We start from the raw sequence: 19065 nt of genomic DNA, 5'->3' as shown, positions 1-19065 counted from the left end.
TCCCTCGTGACACTCCAAAAACAACTTACCCTGATGACTACGGTCACCGTTGCCGGCCTGCTGGCGGTCGTCATTTTCGTTTCCCTGAGCTTGGGCCGCCTGCAGCATCAGTTCGATGATTATCAATCCAGGCAGATCCTGGACAAGAGCCTGATCGAAATCAAGGCCAGCGCCTTGGCTATATCCCGGCTCGACCCGATCCTGCCCGATACCCGGGAAAAGCTGGTCCAGGCGGATACGCATATCCGGGAGCTGGGTCAGATGATCATCGGCCAGGCGGAGGGCGAAAAGATCAAATCAGTGCTGAATGCCTGGCAGGAGTATGCGCGTGGTTTCGATGGCGCGATCAAGATCGCCGCCGAAAGCCCGGCTGATGCCCTGGTGATTCCGGATGCGCTGTACAAGTCGCATCTCGAACCGATGGTGGCTGACCTGGACAGCATCGTCGCCGTCAACAAGGCGGAGGAAGTTCAATCCAGACAGCGGATCAGGTCGGACATGACCCGGATCCTGTGGGTGGTGCTGCTGCCGCTGGTTCTGGCCGGGCTGGTGGTGACGGTGTTCCAGGTGATATTCAGTCGTAGCCTGAAACAGCGGGTAGAGGATATTACCGAAGTGGTGACCCATCTGCATCAGGGCGATCTGAGCCGCCGCCTGCCGGCCGCCAACGACGATGAAATCAGCAACATGGCCAGGACCATTAACGGCTTCGTCGCGCGCTTCGAGAGCATCCTGCGCGACGTGCATGTGTCTGCCGACCAGACCAAGCAAACCGCGCATGGCATCAGCGACATGACCAATGCGGTGACCACCAATGCCAGGGAGCAGTCGGACAAGGTGTTTCAGGTCAGCAACGCGATCGAGGAAATGGGCAATACCATCAACGAGATCGCCACCAATGCCGCGAGCGCCGCAACGGCGGCCAACGAATCGCTGGAGCTGGTAAAGTCCGGCAACGACACCGGCCGCCAGACAATAGACGCTCTCGGCCGCATTGATGAAACCGTCGCGGTCTCGGCTCACAACATCGGTGAACTGGGTGTATCGATCCAGCGCATTGCGGCGGTGAGCAATATGATCCGGGATATTGCCGAACAGACCAATCTGCTGGCACTGAACGCCGCCATCGAGGCTGCCCGTGCCGGCGAACAGGGGCGCGGTTTCGCGGTGGTGGCCGACGAAGTGAGAAAACTATCGGAGCGCACCGCCGCCTCGACTGCCGATATCTCACGCATCGTACAGGTGATCCAGGCCGGCACCAGCCAGGCGGCGGAGTCGATGGCGCTGGCCAAAGACGAAGTCAGCCAAGGGGTGAGCCTGGGCGAGAAAATTGGAAGGGTGCTGCAGGAGATCGACCGGTCGGTGCATGTCGTCACCGACATGCTGCAGCAGATCGCGGTGGCGACCGAGGAACAGTCGGCGGTGGGTACCGAGATCTCGGCCAATATCGAAACCGTGGCGAACATCACCGCTTCCACCGCCAACGATATCGAACGGGCGCGCAATGCCATGCTGGACCTGGTCAGTACCTCCAGAACCTTGCACGAGGCGGTCGGACAGTTCAGGCTGGCCGGTGCTAATGCCTAGATGGAAAGGCCAGGCGCGGGGCGGTAAGCTGCTATAATCTGCCGGAATTCATTTCCGGAGTAACCCATGCGCACATTGATTTGCGGCTCTCTCGCCTACGACACCATCATGGTGTTTCACGACCACTTCAAGAACCACATCCTGCCAGAGCAGATCCACATTCTCAACGTCGCTTTCCTGGTCCCGGACATGCGGCGCGAGTACGGCGGCTGCGCCGGCAACATCGCCTACAATCTGGAGATGATCGGCGGCGAGCCGCAGATCATGGCGACCGTGGGCGATGATTTCCTGCCTTATGCGAAGCGCTTGGAGAAGCTCGGCCTGGCGCAGGAGCATGTGCGCAGCGTGCCCGAAACCTTCACCGCGCAGGCCTTCATCACTACCGATCTGGCCGACAACCAGATCACCGCTTTTCACCCCGGCGCCATGAACTATTCGCATCACAACCATATCGGCGATGCGCAGAACGTCGGCCTCGGCATCGTCGCGCCGGATGGCCGGGAAGGCATGCTGCAGCATGCCCGCGAGTTCCGCGAGGCGGGGATACCGTTCGTGTTCGATCCTGGTCAGGGCCTGCCGATGTTCGACGGCGAGGAGCTGCTGAACTTCGTCGAGCTGGCGGATTATGTCGCCCTCAACGACTACGAGGCGCAGCTGTTGCAGGAGCGCACCGGACAGAAAATCGAACAGCTGGCAAAACTTGTCAAGGCGCTGGTTGTCACAAGAGGTGGGCAGGGCTCGGAGATTTATGCCGAGGGTCAACGCCACGAAATCCCCTGCGTTAAAGCACAGGAGGTGGTCGATCCCACCGGTTGCGGCGATGCCTACCGGGCCGGCCTGTTGTACGGGATCGCTCGCGGCATGGATTGGCAGATTACCGGGCGGCTGGCTTCGCTGCTGGGCTCGGTCAAGATCGCCAGTCGCGGCGGGCAGAACCATACGCTGGCGCGCGAAGAGCTGCACTCGCGTTTTAAGGAACACTTTAGAATGAACCTTGAGGGTTAAACAATGAATACCAGGTTGGTGAAATTGATTGCGGTTGCGGCGGCGTCTGTTGCAGTACTCGGCGGCTGTGCATCGAGCATGTCGGGCGGGGCTTATAGTCGCGAGCAGGCGCGTCAGGTGCAGGAAGTCCAAATGGGCGTGGTGGAAAGCGTGCGTCACGTCAAAATCGAAGGCACCAAGAGCCCGGTCGGAACCGGTGCGGGCGCGGTGGTCGGCGGCATCGCCGGCAGCAATATCGGGCAGGGCAAGGGCAGCGCCGTCGGCACGATTCTGGGTGCCGTGGCCGGTGGCGTGGCCGGCTCCATGCTCGAAGAGGGCGTGATGAGCAAGGACGGCCTGGAAATCACCGTCAAGCTGGACAATGGCCGTATGATCGCCATAACCCAGGAAGCCGATGAGCAGTTCAGGGTCGGCGAGCGGGTAAGGATATTGTCTGGCGGCGGCGTCACCCGCGTCACCCATTGACGCTCAGCCCAATAGGCTCGCTGTCATATAAATGTCATTCTGCTGACATTCTGCCGTAATACGTTTCTCTTATTGTTCCTCCATCCATCAACGGATAGGAGGAACAAATGCAACTTCAACAGGCACAAACGCCGGGTAGCGCGGTATCAAAGAAGCTTTTTGTCTCTTACGCCCAGTCAGCGGACGAGGTGAAGCAGGCGCAACGCCTGCGCTACCGGGTGTTTGCGGAGGAAATGGGTGCGCGCCTGCCGGGCGGCGAGGCCGGGCTGGACCGGGATATTTACGATCCGTTCTGCGAGCATCTCCTGGTGCGCGACGGCGATACCGGTGAGGTAGTCGGCACCTATCGCATTCTCCCGCCGGATCGGGCAAAGAAAATTGGCGGGCTCTACTCGGCAAGCGAGTTCGATCTTACGCGCCTGCTGCATCTTTCCCCCGGCATGGTGGAGGTGGGGCGTTCCTGCATACATCCCGATTACCGCACCGGTGCAGCCATCAGCCTGCTTTGGTCGGGGTTGGCGAAGTACATGCTTAGCCACGGCTACGAATACCTGATGGGCTGTGCCAGCGTAAGCATGGCCGATGGTGGACACGCCGCCGCCAGCCTTTATAATAATCTCAGAGTCGATAACATGAGCCCTATCGAGTGGCGCGTTTTCCCGCGTTGCGCGTTGCCCCTGGACAAGCTCACTCGCGAGTCTTCCGTGTCTGCTCCTCTTCCCCCGCTGCTCAAGGGGTACTTGCAAGCAGGCGCTTACATTTGCGGCGATCCCGCTTGGGATCCCGATTTCAATACTGCGGACTTTCTGGTGCTGTTGCCCATGTCCAAGGTGAACAGGCGATATGCACGACACTTCCTGGGAGCGGCCGCCTAATCGGAGCAACGGCTTTCTGATCCGCACCTTGCGGTTGGCGCGACTCGTCCTTCATCTGCTGGTGGCGGTGATCAAGGTCGCATTGCTGCTTCCCCTGGTTGGCCGGGCTCGGCGCACTGAGTTGATCCGCCGCTGGTCGGCACGCGTGCTCGCCATTCTCAACGTCAGGCTCAGCGTCAGGGGCGAGGTGCCGGAGGTCTCGGCGGCAGGCGTGATGTTCGTCGCCAACCATGTTTCCTGGCTGGATGTCTACCTGCTCGATGCGGTATGCCCGGTGCGTTTTGTTGCCAAGGCCGAGGTGCGTGCCTGGCCGGTGATCGGCTGGCTGGCGGTGAAATTAGGAACCCTGTTCATCGAAAGGGCGCGGCGCCATGACACGGCGCGGGCCAACCGGGAAGTGGTCGACGCCCTCAGACAGGGTGATTGCGTGGCGGTATTTCCCGAAGGAACCACCAGCAACGGCACCTTGCTCCGGCCGTTCCATGCCTCCCTGCTGCAATCGGCAATCACCAGTGAAGCCCGACTCCGGCCGGTGGCGATCCGCTACGTGCATCGCGACGGCACCGTGAATTTATCCCCGGCTTATGTGGATGACATGAGCTTCGGCGCTTCCCTGCTCCGCATCTTGAACGAGCCGGATCTGGCGGCGGAAATCACCTACCTCGAACCGTTGCCGGTTCATGGGCGCAGCCGGCGCGAACTGGCCGTGATGGCGGAGAAGGCTATTGCCAATGCGTTGAACTTGACAGAGCCTGGCAGGAAATCTGGTAAACCTGCCGATCCTCCAGCCGCACTGCCGTAAGGTCTCCCCCCCACAAACAGCCGGTATCCAGCGCCATCAGATTGCTGCGCACCTGCAGCCCCAGCGCCGACCAATGGCCGAAAATAATCGTGCTATCGGCACTTTTCCGGTTGGGGGCCTCATACCAGGGCAGATGGCCCGCCGGGAAAATTTCCGGCGGCCCTTTGTGGTCGAATTCCATTTCCCCTTCCGGGGTGCAGAAGCGCAGCCGCGTCATCGCGTTGGTGATCATGCGCAGCCGTGCCATCCCATGCAGGTCCTTGCTCCAGGCTTTGGGCTCGTTGCCGTACATGTGTGCGAAAAAATCGAGATGATGCTTGCCGCGCAGTTCCTGCTCGACTTCGTGGGCGAGGGCGGCGGCTTTCTTCACCGACCACTGCGGCAGCAGGCCGGCATGCACCAGCGCATAGTCGTCCTCGGCATAAAACAGGCGCTGGTGGCGCAGCCAGTCGAGCAGTTCGGCACGGTCGGGCGCCGCCAGCACTTGAGCTATCGTATCCTTGCGATGCGGTTTGACGAAGCCGTAGGCGACCGCCAGCAGGTGCAGATCGTGGTTGCCGAGCACGACCACCGCCTTGTCGCCCAGCGACCTTGCCCAGCGCAGCACCGCTAGTGAATCCGGCCCGCGGTTGACCAGATCGCCCACCAGCCACAGCCGGTCGCGCGCGGGGTCGAAGTCGATTTTTTGCAGTAATAGCTGCAGTGCCTGAAAGCAGCCTTGAATGTCGCCGATGGCGTAAGTGGCCATAGTGCCAAGTCCTGAATGGGTTTGCGCTCATTTTACAGGGCGTGCCACCCCATGTGTTAAAATCAGCTTCAGTGCTACTCAGCACCCAGCACTCAGGACTCATACTCGATTCATGCTTTCCCATCTCAATGCCCCGCAGCGCGAAGCGGTGAAATATCTCGACGGCCCCCTGCTGGTACTGGCCGGCGCGGGCAGCGGCAAGACCCGTGTGATCACCCACAAGATCGCCTACCTGATCGAGGAATGCGGCTATTCGCCCGCCCATATCGCGGCGATCACCTTCACCAACAAGGCGGCGCGCGAGATGTCCGAGCGCGCCGCCAAGCTGTTGCAGGGCAAGCCCAGCCGGGGACTGACCGTCACCACCTTTCATTCGCTGGGGATGCAGATATTGCGCAAGGATGCCGCGCACCTCGGCTACAAGCCGCGGTTCTCGATATTCGATGCCACCGATGCCGCCCAGATCCTCAGCGACATCATCAAGACCACCGACAAGGGTGAGATCCGGGGCGTGCAGCAGCGCATCTCGCTATGGAAAAACTCGCTGATATCGCCCGACCTGGCGCTGAATCAGTCCGAGAACGAACTCGAACAGCATGCCGCAAAAACCTACCGGGCCTACCAGGACACATTGCGCGCCTATCAGGCGGTGGATTTCGACGACCTCATCCGCCTGCCGGTGGAACTGTTCAGCACGGTTCCGGAAAGCCTGGAGAAATGGCGCAACAAGCTGCGCTACCTGCTGATCGACGAATACCAGGATACCAACGGCTGCCAGTACCAGTTGCTGCGTCAGCTGACCGGCAGCGGCGGTGCCTTCACCGCGGTGGGCGACGACGACCAGGCAATCTACGGCTGGCGCGGCGCGGATATCAAGAATCTGCATACCCTGCGCGAGGACTACGATCACCTGCACGTGGTCAAGCTGGAGCAGAACTACCGCTCCTGTATCCGCATTCTGCGCGTTGCCAACAGCCTGATCGCCAACAACACCAAGCTGTTCGAGAAGAAATTGTGGAGCGATCTTGGCCTGGGCGACCCGATCAATGTGATGGCCGCCAAGGACGAGGAGCACGAGGCGGAAAGCGTGGTGATGCGGCTGCTGGCGCACAAGTTCGAGCATCGCACCCGCTTCGCCGATTACGCCATCCTGTATCGCGGCAACCATCAGGCGCGGGTGTTCGAGCAGCAGCTGCGCAACGAGCGCATCCCTTACCAGCTGAGCGGCGGCAGCTCGTTTTTCGACAAGCCCGAGATCAAGGATGTGATCGCCTACTTGCGCCTGCTGGCCAATAGCGACGACGATCCCGCTTTCATCCGCGCCGTCACCGCGCCGAAAAAAGGCATCGGCACACAAACCTTGGAAAAGCTCGGCAACTATTCCGCGCAGCGCAACCAGAGCCTATTCGCCGCCGCCTTCGAGGCCGGGGCGGAAAACCAGCTTGGCTCCAAGCAGTATCATTCCCTGATGGAGTTCTGCCAGTTCATCAACAACCTGCAATTCCGCGCCGAACGGGAATCGGCCGCGACCATCATCGAGGATCTGCTCAAGGCGATCGGCTACGAGATGCACCTGTTCGACAGCGAAGAGCCGCGCGCGGCGGAAAGCAAATGGAACAACGTGCGGGAATTCGTTGCCTGGCTCTCCAAGAAGGGCGAGGAGGACGGCAAGAATATCATCGAGCTGACCCAGACCATCGCCCTGATCAACATCCTGGATAACCGCGACAGCCAGGATCTGGATGCGGTGCGCCTGTCCACCCTGCACGCGGCGAAAGGGCTGGAGTATCCCCATGTCTTCCTGGTCGGAGTGGAGGACGGCATTCTGCCGCATCGCGAATGCATCGACAACGGGCTGGTGGAGGAAGAGCGCAGGCTGATGTATGTCGGCATCACCCGCGCCCAGCGGGGACTGACCCTGAGCTACTGCTCGAAGCGCAAGCGCGGCCGCGAATGGCAGGCCTGCGAGCCGAGCCGCTTCATCGCCGAGCTGGCGCAGGACGACTTGCGCATCAGCGGACGGGAAAGCGCGCCGGAAGTGCAGAAATCGGAAGGCACGGCGCGGCTGGCGCAGTTGAAGGCGATGCTGAAAAAATAAGGGCGGCTGAAGCCGTCCTTATTCCGAATCGAAAATCCAAGTGTTTACTTCGCCAGCCCGATTATGTGTTCCACCGCCGCCTTTACTTCAGCGTCGGACAGAGCCGGGTTGCCGCCTTTGGCAGGCATCGTGCCGGATTTGCCGGTGTAGCCGCCGATGGCATGCTTGAACAGGGTGTCCTTGCCTTGCGCAATGCGCGGGCCCCAGGCGCCCTTGTCGCCAGCCTTCGGTGCGCCCGCAGCGCCGGTGGCGTGGCAAGCCTGGCAGAGGCCTTCGTAGACTTTCTTGCCGTCCACCACGCCGCCAACATCAGGCTTGGCTTCGCCGATGGCGACTTCGCCCACCGGTTTCAGGCGCTTGGCAATTTCTTCCGCCGCCGCCTTGGTATCTTCAGCGCCAACGTGAGTGGCCTGGATGCCCATAACCAGTTTGAAAATCAGGAAAGCAACGATCAGCACCGGGATCAACGCACCTACCAGGGCGATCAGGAATTGCGTAACTGTGGTTTTTTCCATTTCTTCGGGGCCACTCATGGGGAAATCCTTGTCTTGTGTAATGTCTAAAACCCGCAATTATAACGGTAATTCAGTCAACTGCAAAAGCCTGGCATGGACGTTTCCGGAAAAAACCGCTATGATTTGCGCCTGATTTTCTCAAATGCGCCCGTAGCTCAGTTGGATAGAGTATTGGTTTCCGAAGCCAAGGGTCACAGGTTCGAATCCTGTCGGGCGCACCATTCTGATACCAAGCCGGGCACCCCAAAATCAGGGTGCCCGGCTTCTGTTTTGAAACCGCAGCGGCAAGTTGCAATCGATCAAAACTGGCTTTGATACTGGATTTGCAGCCTTCATGACTGAATTTAACCGGACACTATTGAACTGCCATGCAAGATAACCAGAAACCTACCGCCCCCAGTCCCGCGGATTTGCAACGTGAAGTTGCTGAATTGATGATCGAGTGTCTGAACCTCGAGGTCACAGTAGATCAAATTACCCCTGACGCCCCGTTGTATGGCGAAGGCTTGGGCCTGGACTCGATTGATGTGCTGGAAGTCGCATTGGTGGTCTCCAAGCGTTATGGCCTGCAACTGCGTACCGACAGTGTAGACAACCAGCACATTTTCAGCTCGCTGCGCAGCCTCTCCGACTATATCGCAGCACAGAGAACCCGCTAGCAGCCTGTCAGACTTGAAGAATCGAAGCGAAGTGGGTCAAGCAGGCAAGCCGCATAGCGGATGCTCGCAAAATTCGGCTGGGCGAGGACAGATTTTGCCGGTTTTGCAGGTCAATAGTCGTTCTATTGACCAAAAAAGCGGCGAAATATGGACCGGCCAGACGGATTTGCAGCCGATTTCCTTTAAGTCTGACAGGCTGCTAGTGGTACGCCGCATCGCGCGCTGGCTGGGCATCGCCGCGCTGGTGATCGGCTATCCGCTGCTGGCGCACTACACTAACGAATCCGCGCACAGCAGCAGCCTGGGCGCGCTGGTGGCCATTGCGCCCGTAGTGCTGATCGCACTGGTGCTGGCCTGGAATTCACCCCGGCGCTTCGTCATGCTGGGTGTGCTGGCGCTGTCGTGTATTGCGCTGTGGGCTGGATGGTCGGCGCTTGAGCGCCATTTTGGGCTGGTTTACTGGCTGCAAAATGTGGGTATGCAGCTAATATTGTTGATGACTTTTGGCCGGACTTTGATCGCTGGGCGGCAACCGCTCTGCACGCGCTTCGCAGAGGCGGTGCATGCCCCGTTGACGCCGCAGCATGAAATTTACGCAGGTCAGGTCACGGTCGCCTGGACCTTGTTTTTTGCCGCGATGGCGTTGGCTTCCACCTTGCTCTTCTTTCTGGCACCGTTGGCCACATGGTCGGTTTTTGCCAATTTCCTGACGCTGCCTTTGGTCGCGCTGATGTTCATTGCCGAATACTGGGTACGCAGATGGATGCTGCCCGAGGTGCGGCACACGCACATCCTCGATGCGGTGCGGGCGTTCAGGAACACCTCGGCGCGTCCACGCTAGTCGTTACTGCCTAGATCATGTCTTCTCTGTCGCTGGTATCACACGTCTCCCCGGACAGCATCATCGCATGGCGCGCCGATGGCGCCGTCACGCTGCGCCAGTTCCTGGCGGAGGTCAGCCAGCTTGTCGCACGGTTTCCCGCAGGGAATCACCTGCTCAATATGTGCAGCGATCGTTACCGTTTTAGCGTGGGTCTGGCGGCCGCCATTGTGGCCGGCAAAGTCAGCCTGCTGCCGTCTACCCACACACCGGAAGTGGTGCGCCAGATCAAGGTTTTTGCACCGGATGTGTTTTGTTTGACGGATAGCGATCACTGCACGGTGGATCTGCCCCAACTGCGATACGCGGTCACGGGCGTTAGCCAACAGGACGCATTTGCCATTCCGCAAATTGACAGCCAGCAGCTCATCGCGGTGGTATTCACTTCAGGCTCGACCGGTACCCCGCAACCGCATCCCAAAACCTGGGGTGCACTGGTCAGCAGTGTGCAGGCTGAAGCATTGCGCCTGGGGCTGTTGCACAACACACCCTGCACCCTGATCGGCACGGTACCACCACAACACATGTACGGCTTTGAATCCACGGTACTGATGGCCTGGCTCAGCGGCAACGCACTCAGCCATGCGCAGCCGTTTTACCCGGCCGACATTTGCCATGCACTGGCGGCTGTGCCCACGCCACGAGTGTTGGCATCCTCGCCCGTGCATCTACGCGCCTTGCTGGATGCGGAGCTGGCGCTGCCGGAGGTCACACTTGTGGTATCCGCCACTGCGCCGCTGTCTGCCCAACTCGCGCAGGAAATTGAGGCACGTTGTAATGCGCCGCTAATGGAAATCTATGGCAGCACCGAAACCGGCCTGATTGCGACCCGCCGCCCCACGCGAAGCGCAGAATGGCAACTGCTTCCGGGGATAAAATGGGTCGTGGAGGATGATTGTGTGTGCGCTTGCGGCGGCCACATCGAGACACCGATTGCCATGAGCGACAGGATCGAACCGATTACAGACGAGCACTTTTTACTCCACGGACGCATGGCCGATCTGGTCAATATCGCGGGCAAACGGCATTCCCTGGCGAGTCTCGACCACCTGCTCAACACCCTGCCTGGCGTGGTGGACGGCGCTTTTTACATGCCCGACGAAACCAGTCCCGACCACGTCACACGGCTTGCTGCGTGCGTGGTGGCTCCGGGAATGGAGGCGTCAACCCTGCTGGCGGCGTTACGCGAACGGATTGACCCGGTTTTCCTGCCGCGCCCCCTGCTGTTTGTGGATGCGCTGCCGCGCAACAGCACAGGAAAACTGCCGCGCGCAGCTCTGCAAGCCCTGTTTCAGAAGCACCGCAGCGCTGCAAGCGTTGTTTCAGACGCACAGCACGAGAAAACCCGCATGAATAACGCCACGCACTGGATCGTTCCGCCAGATCATCCCACTTTTGCCGGGCATTTTCCCGGCACCCCCATCCTCCCCGGCGTGGTGCTGCTGGACGTGGCGCTGCAAATCATTGCCAGGACCCGCGGGATCGCGCTGGATCTGTGCGAGATCAGCTCGGTCAAGTTTCTGAGCCCGGCGAGTCCCGGCGACGAACTGGTGATCCAGCACACCGTCTCGGCCAGCGGCACGATCCGTTTTGACATCGTGGCGGGTACGCGCAAAATCGCCAGCGGCAATATCGTGCCGGGAGCGCCTGTATGACACCTCATCCGACAGCCAGTCACACCGCATGGGCACATGCCCCGGAGCGCAGCAACATGCTGATGCTGCGCGTCATGACCTGGATATCACTGCGTCTGGGGCGGCGCGTAGCGCGCGGCGTACTGCACCTGATCGCCGCTTATTTTCTGCTGTTTGCACCGGCCAGTCGTCGTGCTTCCAGCGCTTATCTCGGGCGTGCGTTAGGTCGGCCTGCCCGCTGGCGGGATCTGTATCGGCATTTCTTCACCTTTGCCGCCACCATTCATGACCGTGTCTATCTGGTCAACCACCGCTTCGATTTGTTTGATTTTGAAGTGCACGGCGAGGACACGCTGCATCGCCTGCTTGCCGACGGCAAGGGCTTGTTCCTGATGGGTGCGCACCTGGGCAGCTTTGAAGTGATCCGTGCGATTGGCCGTAAACACACGGATTTGCGTGTCGCCATGCTGATGCACGAGGATAACGCACAAAAAATCAACGCCATGCTGGCTGCGATTAATCCGCAGGCGGTGCAGGATATCATAGGCCTGGGGCACATTGATTCCATGCTCAAGGTGCGTGAGCGCCTGGATGCCGGGGGTGTGGTCGGCATGCTAGTCGATCGCACCCCCGGCAACGATACGCTGTACCCGGTGCAGATCCTCGGCGCTGACGCCCACTTGCCCAGCGGGCCGTTCCGCATGGCCGCATTGCTGCGGCGTCCGGTGGTGTTCATGACCGGGCTGTATCTGGGCGGCAACCGTTACGCCATCCATTTCGAATCCCTGGCGGATTTTTCTGACGTCACGCGTGGGCAGCGCGACGCCGCCCTGCAAGCGGCGATCACCCGTTATGCCGCGCTGCTGGATCAATACTGCCGCAAGGCACCGTATAACTGGTTTAATTTTTTCGATTTCTGGCAGCCCGCACCCACTGCAATGCCTCCCAAATCATGATGACACTGCCCCCCCTTATTTTTTTGCTGCGCGTCCTACGGAGCATGCTCGTTGCACTGGCGCTGTTGCCTGCCATCAGCCACGCCGCCGACTGGGACATTGACCAGCTCATGCGCGACTTGGCGCAAACCCGTTCCGGCCGCGCCAGCTTTGTCGAAAAGAAATCCATCGCCATGCTCGACAAACCGGTGGAATCCTCCGGCGAACTGTTCTACACCGCACCCGACCACCTGGAAAAGCGCACCCTCAAACCCAAAGCCGAATCCATGACGGTGGATGCCGGCACCCTGGTGATCGAACGCGGCCGCCAGAAACATCGCCTGCAATTGCAGGATTACCCGGAACTGGCGGCTTTCATTGACAGCATCCGCGGCACCCTGGCGGGTGACCGCAAGGCGCTGGAACGCAATTACCGACTAAATCTGGACGGCACAAGCGAACACTGGACCCTGCAACTTCTGCCGCTGGATGAAAAAATGCAGGCAGTGGTAAAGCGCATCCGTATTGCGGGGGTGCGCGACGCAGTGCGCAGCATCGAAATCACCCAGGCCGACGGCGACAGCTCGCTGATGCTGGTCGAAAAGTTGGCCACACCGTGAGACCAATCCCAGCGCGGCGCGGCCGGACAGCGATAGCCTTGTGGCTGGCGTTCATCCTCGTCTGCGGCATCATCATCAGCCGCAGCCAATTCACCACTGATTTATCGGCATTTTTACCGCGCAGCCCCACGCCAGCACAGCAGTTGCTCCTCGATCAGATCACTGACGGCCTGGCCTCGCGCCTGATTCTGGTGGGCATAGCAGGCGCCGATGCGTCCGCCCGCGCCAGGCTTTCCAAACAAATCGCCCAGCGCCTGCGCGCCGATCCTGACTTTGTCAGCGTCAATAACGGCGAACCCGTCAGCGCCGAGCGCGACCGTGCTTTTCTGTTCAATAATCGCTACCTGCTCAGTCCCGCCGTGACGCCTGCACGCTTCAGCGTGGACGGCCTGCATGCTGCCTTGAGCGACAGCATCGACCTGCTCGCCTCGCCCGCCGGTCTGCTGGTCAAGTCGCTGCTGCCACGCGACCCGACCGGTGAGATGGTGCAATTGCTCGAACAGCTCAACGGCGGCACCCGCCCGCGGATGGTTGATGGCGCATGGGCGTCACGCGACGGCGCGCGCGCCTTGATGCTGATACAAACACGCGCTTCGGGTGCCGATACCGACGCCCAGCAACGCGCCATGGCCGTTATCCGGCAAGCGTTTGACACGGCGCCCAGCGCAATCCCTGCCGCCAAACTGGTGATGACCGGCCCCGGCGTGTTTTCGGTGACTTCGCGCGACACCATCAAAAGTCAGGTCAGCCGCCTGTCGATTATCAGCGTGGCGCTTATCGCGACCCTGTTGTTACTGGTTTATCGTTCCTTAACCGCACTGGCATTGGGTTTTTTGCCCGTCATCAGCGGCGCGCTGGCAGGCGTTGCGGCAGTCAGTCTGGGCTTTGGGGCGGTACACGGCATCACCCTGGGATTTGGCACCGCACTGATCGGTGAGGCAGTGGATTATTCAGTCTACCTGTTTGTGCAATCGGAACGGGGAGGGGTAGATCAGCAGGGCTGGATCAAGCGCTTCTGGCCCACCGTCCGCCTCGGCGTGCTGACCTCGATATTCGGCTTTGCTTCGCTGCTGCTGTCCGGCTTTCCGGGCCTGGCTCAACTCGGCCTGTACTCGATTGCCGGTCTGATCGCCGCTGCAACGGTGACCCGCTTCGTCTTGCCTCATCTGTTGCCGGCGAATTTTCGCATTCATGATGTATCGGCTATCGGCTTGGTCCTGTCCCGTCTGGTACAGCGCGCCGCTGCGCTGCGCTGGGCGGCCGCGATCCTGCTGCTGGCGGCCTGTGCCGTCCTCGTCCAGCACCGCGCCAGTTTGTGGAATGACCAGATATCCTCATTAAGTCCGGTATCGCAAGCCGATCTGGCCTTGGATGCCAGTCTGCGCGCCGACATGGGGGCGCCTGATGTGCGTTACCTGGTGGTGGTATCCGGCGCGAGCCGGGAATCCGTATTACAGTCTTCCGAACGGGTTTCCGCGGCGCTGCAAACGCAAGTCGATCAAGGCGAACTCGCCGGATTTGAAAGCCCCAGCCGTTATCTTCCCAGCACCGCGACGCAGCACGCCCGCCAAGCCAGCTTGCCCGCCCCCGCCGAGCTGGAAACGCGGCTGGCGCAAGCTGTTCAGGGCTTGCCGGTGCGCGCACAACGGTTTGCGCCGTTTCTTGCCGATGTCGCAGCCGCGCGCAGCCAGCCCTTGCTGCAAGCGTCCGATCTTGAACAGACCTCGATGGCCATGGCAGTGGATGCATTACTCATCCGGCAAGACCGCCATTGGAGTGCCTTGTTGCCGCTTACCGCCGCTGAGGGTGTCGGAATCAACGCCAGTCGAATTCACGCTGCGCTGAGCGCCACGGGTTTATCCAATGTGCTGTTTGTGGATATGAAAGCCGAGTCCGACCGCCTGTATTCCGGATATCTGCATGAAGCCATCCTGTTGTCACTAGGCGGGCTGGTCGCCCTTATCGGACTGCTGCTATGGGTTTTTCGCTCGCCCATGCGCGTGCTACGCATCGTCGCGCCGCTGGCGGCCGCGGTCATCACCGTCACGGCGGGATTGGCCGTGTTTGGCCAGCAATTGATTATTCTGCATCTGGTGGGCTTGCTGCTGGTGGTCGCGGTGGGCTCCAATTACGCCCTATTTTTTGATCGGGCTGATCACCCTTTCGCGCCGGGAGAGGGGGCAATGGCCGAGACCAAACCGATAGCCCGCACCATTTCGCCGCGCACCCTGGCCTCGATGCTGTTTGCCGCCCTGACTACCGTCGCAGGCTTTGGCCTGCTGGCGTTTTCCAATGTGTCGATATTGCAGGCAATGGGTGTAACCGTGGCTCCGGGCGTCATCCTGGCGCTGATTTATTCCGCGATTTTCGCCAGGAAAGCCCATGCGTAGTGCACGCTGGCAACCGACGCTGCTGATCCGCGCAACCCTCGTCCTGCATGTGCTGGCCCTGGTTCTCGTCATCACCGAACCTGGGCAGTGGCGCTGGGTGCTGGGCGCCGTGCTGGCTAATCACGCCCTGCTCACGCTGCTCGGACTGTGGCCGCGCAGCCACTGGCTGGGCCCGAATTGGACACGGCTGCCTGTCGCTGCCACGGCCAGAAACGAAATCGCCCTGACCATCGACGACGGCCCCGATCCCATTGTCACCCCGCAGGTGCTGGATATGCTGGATCGTTACGCGATCCAGGCGACCTTTTTCTGCATCGGTGAAAAAGCCGCGCGCTACCCGGATTTGTGCCGCGAAATCGTGTGCCGCGGCCATGCCGTGGAAAACCATAGCCAGCATCACCGCCATCATTTTTCACTGATGGGTCGTTCCGGCATCACGCGTGAATTGCAGGCCGCCCAGGACACGCTCACCACGATTACCGGCCAGCGGCCCTGGTTTTTTCGCGCCCCAGCCGGCTTGCGCAATCCTTTTCTCGACCCGGTGCTCGCGCGACTGGGGCTACAGCTTGCCAGCTGGTCGGCACGCGGTTTCGACACCCGGATTGGCGACGGCGAACGCGTTAAAAACAAGCTATTGCACGGTTTGCGGGCGGGAGCCATTTTACTGCTGCACGATGGCAACGCGGCGCGCACACCTGACGGCATCCCGGTTATTCTCGAAGTGCTCCCCACTGTACTGGCCTCCGCTGCGGCAGCTAATCTGCGTTTTGTCACCTTGCGTCAGGCCCTTGCATGACTAGTAGTGCGTCCCAGAAAACCGGTTGCCGTTCGCGGTGAGCTTGTCGAACCGCTAGTCCCGCACCAATGCTGGCCTTCGACAAGCTCAGGCCGAACGGTTTATTGTAATTGTTTTAACAGAACGATCTACTAGCAGTATTGCAGCATCTCCATGGAGAACCAGCCTTGAACGAAAATCGCCAGCAGACGCCCTGGTACCGACAAGGTGCAGCGGTCATTCCCCGGCATCTGCACCTCAAAAGTATCGGGACCATGCTTTTCATCAGCCTGTTTTTCGGTGCTTACTTCTATTTGCTCAAAGACCCGGCCTACCCGACAACGGTGATGCCCATCACCTTGCTGGATCGCCTGATCGGCTTTCAGCCTCTGGCCTTGCCCATGTACCTGTCACTGTGGGTCTATGTTTCCCTGCCCCCGGCATTTCTGGCGACGCGGCGCGAGCTGCACGGCTATGGATTGGCTATGGCCGGGACCTGCCTCGCCGGGCTGATCGTCTTCTACTTCTGGCCCACGGCAGTACCCGCAGCCCATATCGACTGGGCTCGGTATCCTGACGTGGAATTCCTTAAAAGCATGGACGCCTCGGGTAATGCCTGCCCTTCGCTTCACGTCACCACAGCCATTTTTTCGGGGATCTGGCTACATCACTTGCTGCGCCGCTTTGACGCGCCGCAGTGGATACTCATCGTCAATTGGACGTGGTGTATCGGCATCATCTATTCCACCCTGGCCACACGCCAGCATGTAGCGGTGGATGTGTTGGCCGGTCTCGCGCTGGGGGTGCTGGGGGCCTGTCTGTCATTGCGACATCGCATGGACACGGACGGTGTCGGTGAAGTCCGTTAATCATCGATTTAATCCAACCCAGCCACTGGAATTTGCTAAAATTCTCCTTTACTTGCGATAGGCTTACTTTTCTTTGAACCCGCTCTGGCTCTCCCATTTCACCGCGACTAGCAGCATCGGTCGCGGCCTCGACCAGACTCTGGCCGCGCTGCGCCAGCGTCGCCCCGGGCTGGCGCCGTGCGCGTTCGATACGGTGGATCTGGCGACGTTCATCGGCGAGGTGGAAGGGGTGGATGCGGTGCAGTTTCCCGCGCACCTGGCCGAATTTGATTGCCGCAACAACCGGCTCGCGTTGCTGGGATTGATGCAGGATGGCTTTGGCGAGGCGGTGCGCGCTGCCATCGCAAAATACGGTGCGCAGCGCATAGGCGTGTTCCTCGGCACCAGCACTTCCGGCATTCTGCAGACCGAGCTGGCCTACCGGCGACGCGACCCGGTGACTGGCGCACTCCCCGCCGATTTTATTTACCGCACCACGCACAATACTTTCTCCGTCGCCGATTTCACGCGCCATTATTTTGGCCTGACAGGTCCGGCGGTCGTGGTGTCCTCGGCGTGTTCGTCCAGCGCCAAGGTGTTCAGTTCGGCACGGCGCATGATGGCGGCGGGGCTGATCGACGCGGCCGTGGTGGGAGGCGTGGATTCGCTGTGTCTGACGACGCTGTATGGCTTCAACTCGCTCGGCCTGATTTCCGAACAGGCATGTCGCCCCTTCGATGCACAACGCAACGGCATCTCGATCGGCGAAGCGGCTGCCTTCGCGCTGCTGGAACGCACCCCGGAACATCCCCAAGAAAACTTGAGCGCCGATGCCGTGCTACTGCTCGGGATAGGCGAATCCAGCGATGCCTATCACATGTCATCACCGCATCCGGAGGGCTTGGGTGCACGCATGGCGATGCAGGATGCGCTGAAAATGGCGGGTTTGAATCCGTCTGAAATTGACTATATCAACCTGCACGGCACCGCGACCCAAAGCAACGATGCCGCGGAGGGCAAGGCAGTTTCTGCCATATTCGGCCCGGCCACGCCGTGCAGTTCCACCAAAGGGGCGACCGGCCACACCCTGGGCGCTGCCGGTGGCGTGGAGGCGGTGATTTGCGCGCTGGCGCTGCAACACGGCTTGCTGCCCGCCGGACTGAACACCCGGCAACTCGACCCCGCGCTGGATCTCGATTATGTATTGGATAATCGCGAGCAGCCGGTGGCGCGCGTGCTCAGCAACTCGTTTGGATTCGGCGGCACCAATTGCAGCCTGATTTTTGGACGGGCGGGTAACCTATGACGCTCACCGCGACTCTCACCGCATATGTCGAAGGCATCGGCCTGCTCGGCCCTGGTTTGACCGACTGGCCAGGCAGCCAGGCGGTTCTTGGCGGACAGCAGCCCTATCAGCCGCACAAGACCATCCTGCCGCCCCCCGCTTTGTTGCCTGCGGCAGAACGCCGGCGCAGCGGCGCGATAGTCAAACTCACCCTGGCGACAGGGCTGGAAGCCATCGCCGCAGCCGGCCTCGATGCGGCCAGCTTGCCCAGCGTGTTTGCTTCGTCTGGCGGCGATGGGGAAAATTGTCACGCCATCTGCGAAATGCTCGCCTCGGATGACCGGCAAATTTCCCCGACCCGCTTTCATAATTCCGTGCATAACACTGCAGCCGGCTACTGGGGTATCGCCACCGGCGCGATGACCACATCATCGGTGTTGAGTGCGTATGACGCCAGCTTCGGCGCGGGTCTGCTGGAAGCGCTCACCCAGGTGGTGGTAGATAACACCCGCAGCGTTTTGCTGGCGTGCGATACCGCTTACCCGGAGCCGCTCTACAGCACCCGCCCCATCCCCGATGCGTTCGGCATTGCGCTGGTGCTGGCGCCGCAACGCAGCGCACAGGCGCTGGCGCAAATCACCGTCAGCCTGACTGACGCCAGCGCGGACCGGCTCGACGATGCCGCGCTGGAAGCCTTGCGCATCGCCATTCCCGCCGCGCGCGGGTTGCCGCTGTTGCGCGCCATCGCCCTGCGGCAAGACCAACACGTGGTGCTGGATTACCTCGACGGCACGCGTCTCGCCGTGGCCATCACGCTGTGCTGAATCAAACCACTCCCATTTCCCTCTCTCCTAACTCTCTCCCAGAGGGAGAGAGGGACGCTGGCTCGCTTTGCGAGACTCACTTTAACCACGCCTGGATTGCCCGCCACATCCCGCATCAGG

Annotated in this window: 18 protein-coding genes and 1 tRNA gene; 17 read left to right on the top strand and 2 right to left on the bottom strand. The window is 60.6% G+C overall.

Annotated elements, in window-relative coordinates; genetic code table 11:
* The first annotated feature begins 6 nt into the window (after nucleotides 1–6).
* The 5 genes from VMV64_RS07255 to VMV64_RS07235 all read left to right on the top strand — a co-directional run bounded on the left by VMV64_RS07255 (nucleotide 7) and on the right by VMV64_RS07235 (nucleotide 4734).
* The gene (locus VMV64_RS07255; RefSeq protein WP_325329286.1) at nucleotides 7–1587 is read left to right on the top strand and encodes a methyl-accepting chemotaxis protein; all 1581 of its coding nucleotides are present in this window, start codon (nucleotides 7–9) and stop codon (nucleotides 1585–1587) included.
* A gap of 66 nt (nucleotides 1588–1653) precedes the next feature.
* Nucleotides 1654–2592, top strand: coding sequence for a carbohydrate kinase family protein (locus VMV64_RS07250; protein WP_325329285.1), 939 nt, complete (start codon nucleotides 1654–1656; stop codon nucleotides 2590–2592).
* Between the two features lie 3 nt (nucleotides 2593–2595).
* Complete coding sequence (locus VMV64_RS07245) at nucleotides 2596–3057, top strand: glycine zipper 2TM domain-containing protein (RefSeq protein WP_325329284.1); 462 nt, start codon at nucleotides 2596–2598, stop codon at nucleotides 3055–3057.
* 107 nt (nucleotides 3058–3164) lie between these two features.
* Nucleotides 3165–3932, top strand: a complete 768-nt coding sequence (locus VMV64_RS07240) for a GNAT family N-acetyltransferase (protein WP_325329283.1) — start codon at nucleotides 3165–3167, stop codon at nucleotides 3930–3932.
* On the top strand, nucleotides 3901–4734 hold the full coding sequence (locus tag VMV64_RS07235) for a lysophospholipid acyltransferase family protein (RefSeq protein ID WP_325329282.1): 834 nt from the start codon (nucleotides 3901–3903) through the stop codon (nucleotides 4732–4734). The genes VMV64_RS07240 and VMV64_RS07235 overlap by 32 nt, the downstream gene beginning before the upstream one ends.
* Here VMV64_RS07235 and VMV64_RS07230 read toward each other — a convergent pair.
* A complete protein-coding gene (locus VMV64_RS07230) occupies nucleotides 4655–5482 on the bottom strand; it encodes a symmetrical bis(5'-nucleosyl)-tetraphosphatase (protein ID WP_325329281.1) in 828 nt (275 codons plus the stop codon). The two genes, VMV64_RS07235 and VMV64_RS07230, sit on opposite strands and share 80 nt — an antisense overlap.
* A 112-nt stretch (nucleotides 5483–5594) precedes the next feature.
* Between VMV64_RS07230 and VMV64_RS07225 the strand changes: the two genes are divergently transcribed.
* Nucleotides 5595–7580 (top strand): UvrD-helicase domain-containing protein, encoded by a 1986-nt coding sequence (locus tag VMV64_RS07225; RefSeq protein ID WP_325329280.1) that lies wholly within the window; start codon nucleotides 5595–5597, stop codon nucleotides 7578–7580.
* A 44-nt stretch (nucleotides 7581–7624) separates the two neighbouring features.
* On the opposite strand, the gene VMV64_RS07220 is transcribed toward VMV64_RS07225, so the two are convergent.
* Nucleotides 7625–8113 carry a c-type cytochrome gene (locus VMV64_RS07220; protein WP_325329279.1) on the bottom strand — a complete coding sequence of 163 codons (489 nt, stop codon included), beginning with the start codon at nucleotides 8111–8113 and terminating at the stop codon, nucleotides 7625–7627.
* Between the two features lie 126 nt (nucleotides 8114–8239).
* Here VMV64_RS07220 and VMV64_RS07215 point away from each other — a divergent pair.
* From VMV64_RS07215 to VMV64_RS07165, 11 genes are all read left to right on the top strand, one after another.
* A tRNA-Arg gene (locus VMV64_RS07215) sits at nucleotides 8240–8316 on the top strand.
* A gap of 147 nt (nucleotides 8317–8463) precedes the next feature.
* Nucleotides 8464–8754, top strand: coding sequence for a phosphopantetheine-binding protein (locus tag VMV64_RS07210; protein ID WP_325329278.1), 291 nt, complete (start codon nucleotides 8464–8466; stop codon nucleotides 8752–8754).
* Between the two features lie 202 nt (nucleotides 8755–8956).
* Entirely contained in the window at nucleotides 8957–9595 is a 639-nt protein-coding gene (locus VMV64_RS07205; protein WP_325329277.1) for a hypothetical protein, read from the top strand.
* A 17-nt stretch (nucleotides 9596–9612) separates the two neighbouring features.
* The gene (locus VMV64_RS07200; RefSeq protein WP_325329276.1) at nucleotides 9613–11289 is read left to right on the top strand and encodes an AMP-binding protein; all 1677 of its coding nucleotides are present in this window, start codon (nucleotides 9613–9615) and stop codon (nucleotides 11287–11289) included.
* Nucleotides 11286–12224 carry an acyl-CoA synthetase gene (locus VMV64_RS07195; protein WP_325329275.1) on the top strand — a complete coding sequence of 313 codons (939 nt, stop codon included), beginning with the start codon at nucleotides 11286–11288 and terminating at the stop codon, nucleotides 12222–12224. Before VMV64_RS07200 ends, VMV64_RS07195 begins: the two co-directional genes overlap by 4 nt.
* A gap of 44 nt (nucleotides 12225–12268) precedes the next feature.
* On the top strand, nucleotides 12269–12823 hold the full coding sequence (locus VMV64_RS07190) for a LolA-related protein (protein WP_325329274.1): 555 nt from the start codon (nucleotides 12269–12271) through the stop codon (nucleotides 12821–12823).
* Nucleotides 12820–15213 (top strand): MMPL family transporter, encoded by a 2394-nt coding sequence (locus tag VMV64_RS07185; protein WP_325329273.1) that lies wholly within the window; start codon nucleotides 12820–12822, stop codon nucleotides 15211–15213. The genes VMV64_RS07190 and VMV64_RS07185 overlap by 4 nt, the downstream gene beginning before the upstream one ends.
* The gene (locus tag VMV64_RS07180; RefSeq protein ID WP_325329272.1) at nucleotides 15206–16009 is read left to right on the top strand and encodes a polysaccharide deacetylase family protein; all 804 of its coding nucleotides are present in this window, start codon (nucleotides 15206–15208) and stop codon (nucleotides 16007–16009) included. Before VMV64_RS07185 ends, VMV64_RS07180 begins: the two co-directional genes overlap by 8 nt.
* Nucleotides 16010–16176: 167 nt before the next feature.
* A complete protein-coding gene (locus VMV64_RS07175) occupies nucleotides 16177–16857 on the top strand; it encodes a phosphatase PAP2 family protein (RefSeq protein ID WP_325329271.1) in 681 nt (226 codons plus the stop codon).
* A gap of 73 nt (nucleotides 16858–16930) precedes the next feature.
* Nucleotides 16931–18142 carry a beta-ketoacyl-[acyl-carrier-protein] synthase family protein gene (locus tag VMV64_RS07170; protein ID WP_325329270.1) on the top strand — a complete coding sequence of 404 codons (1212 nt, stop codon included), beginning with the start codon at nucleotides 16931–16933 and terminating at the stop codon, nucleotides 18140–18142.
* The gene (locus tag VMV64_RS07165) at nucleotides 18139–18945 is read left to right on the top strand and encodes a beta-ketoacyl synthase chain length factor (protein WP_325329269.1); all 807 of its coding nucleotides are present in this window, start codon (nucleotides 18139–18141) and stop codon (nucleotides 18943–18945) included. Before VMV64_RS07170 ends, VMV64_RS07165 begins: the two co-directional genes overlap by 4 nt.
* The last annotated feature ends 120 nt before the right edge of the window (nucleotides 18946–19065 follow it).

Source organism: Sulfuricella sp. (assembly GCF_035531155.1).
Classification (GTDB): Bacteria; Pseudomonadota; Gammaproteobacteria; order Burkholderiales; family Sulfuricellaceae; genus Sulfuricella.
This window is presented reverse-complemented; position numbering and strand designations above follow the sequence as displayed.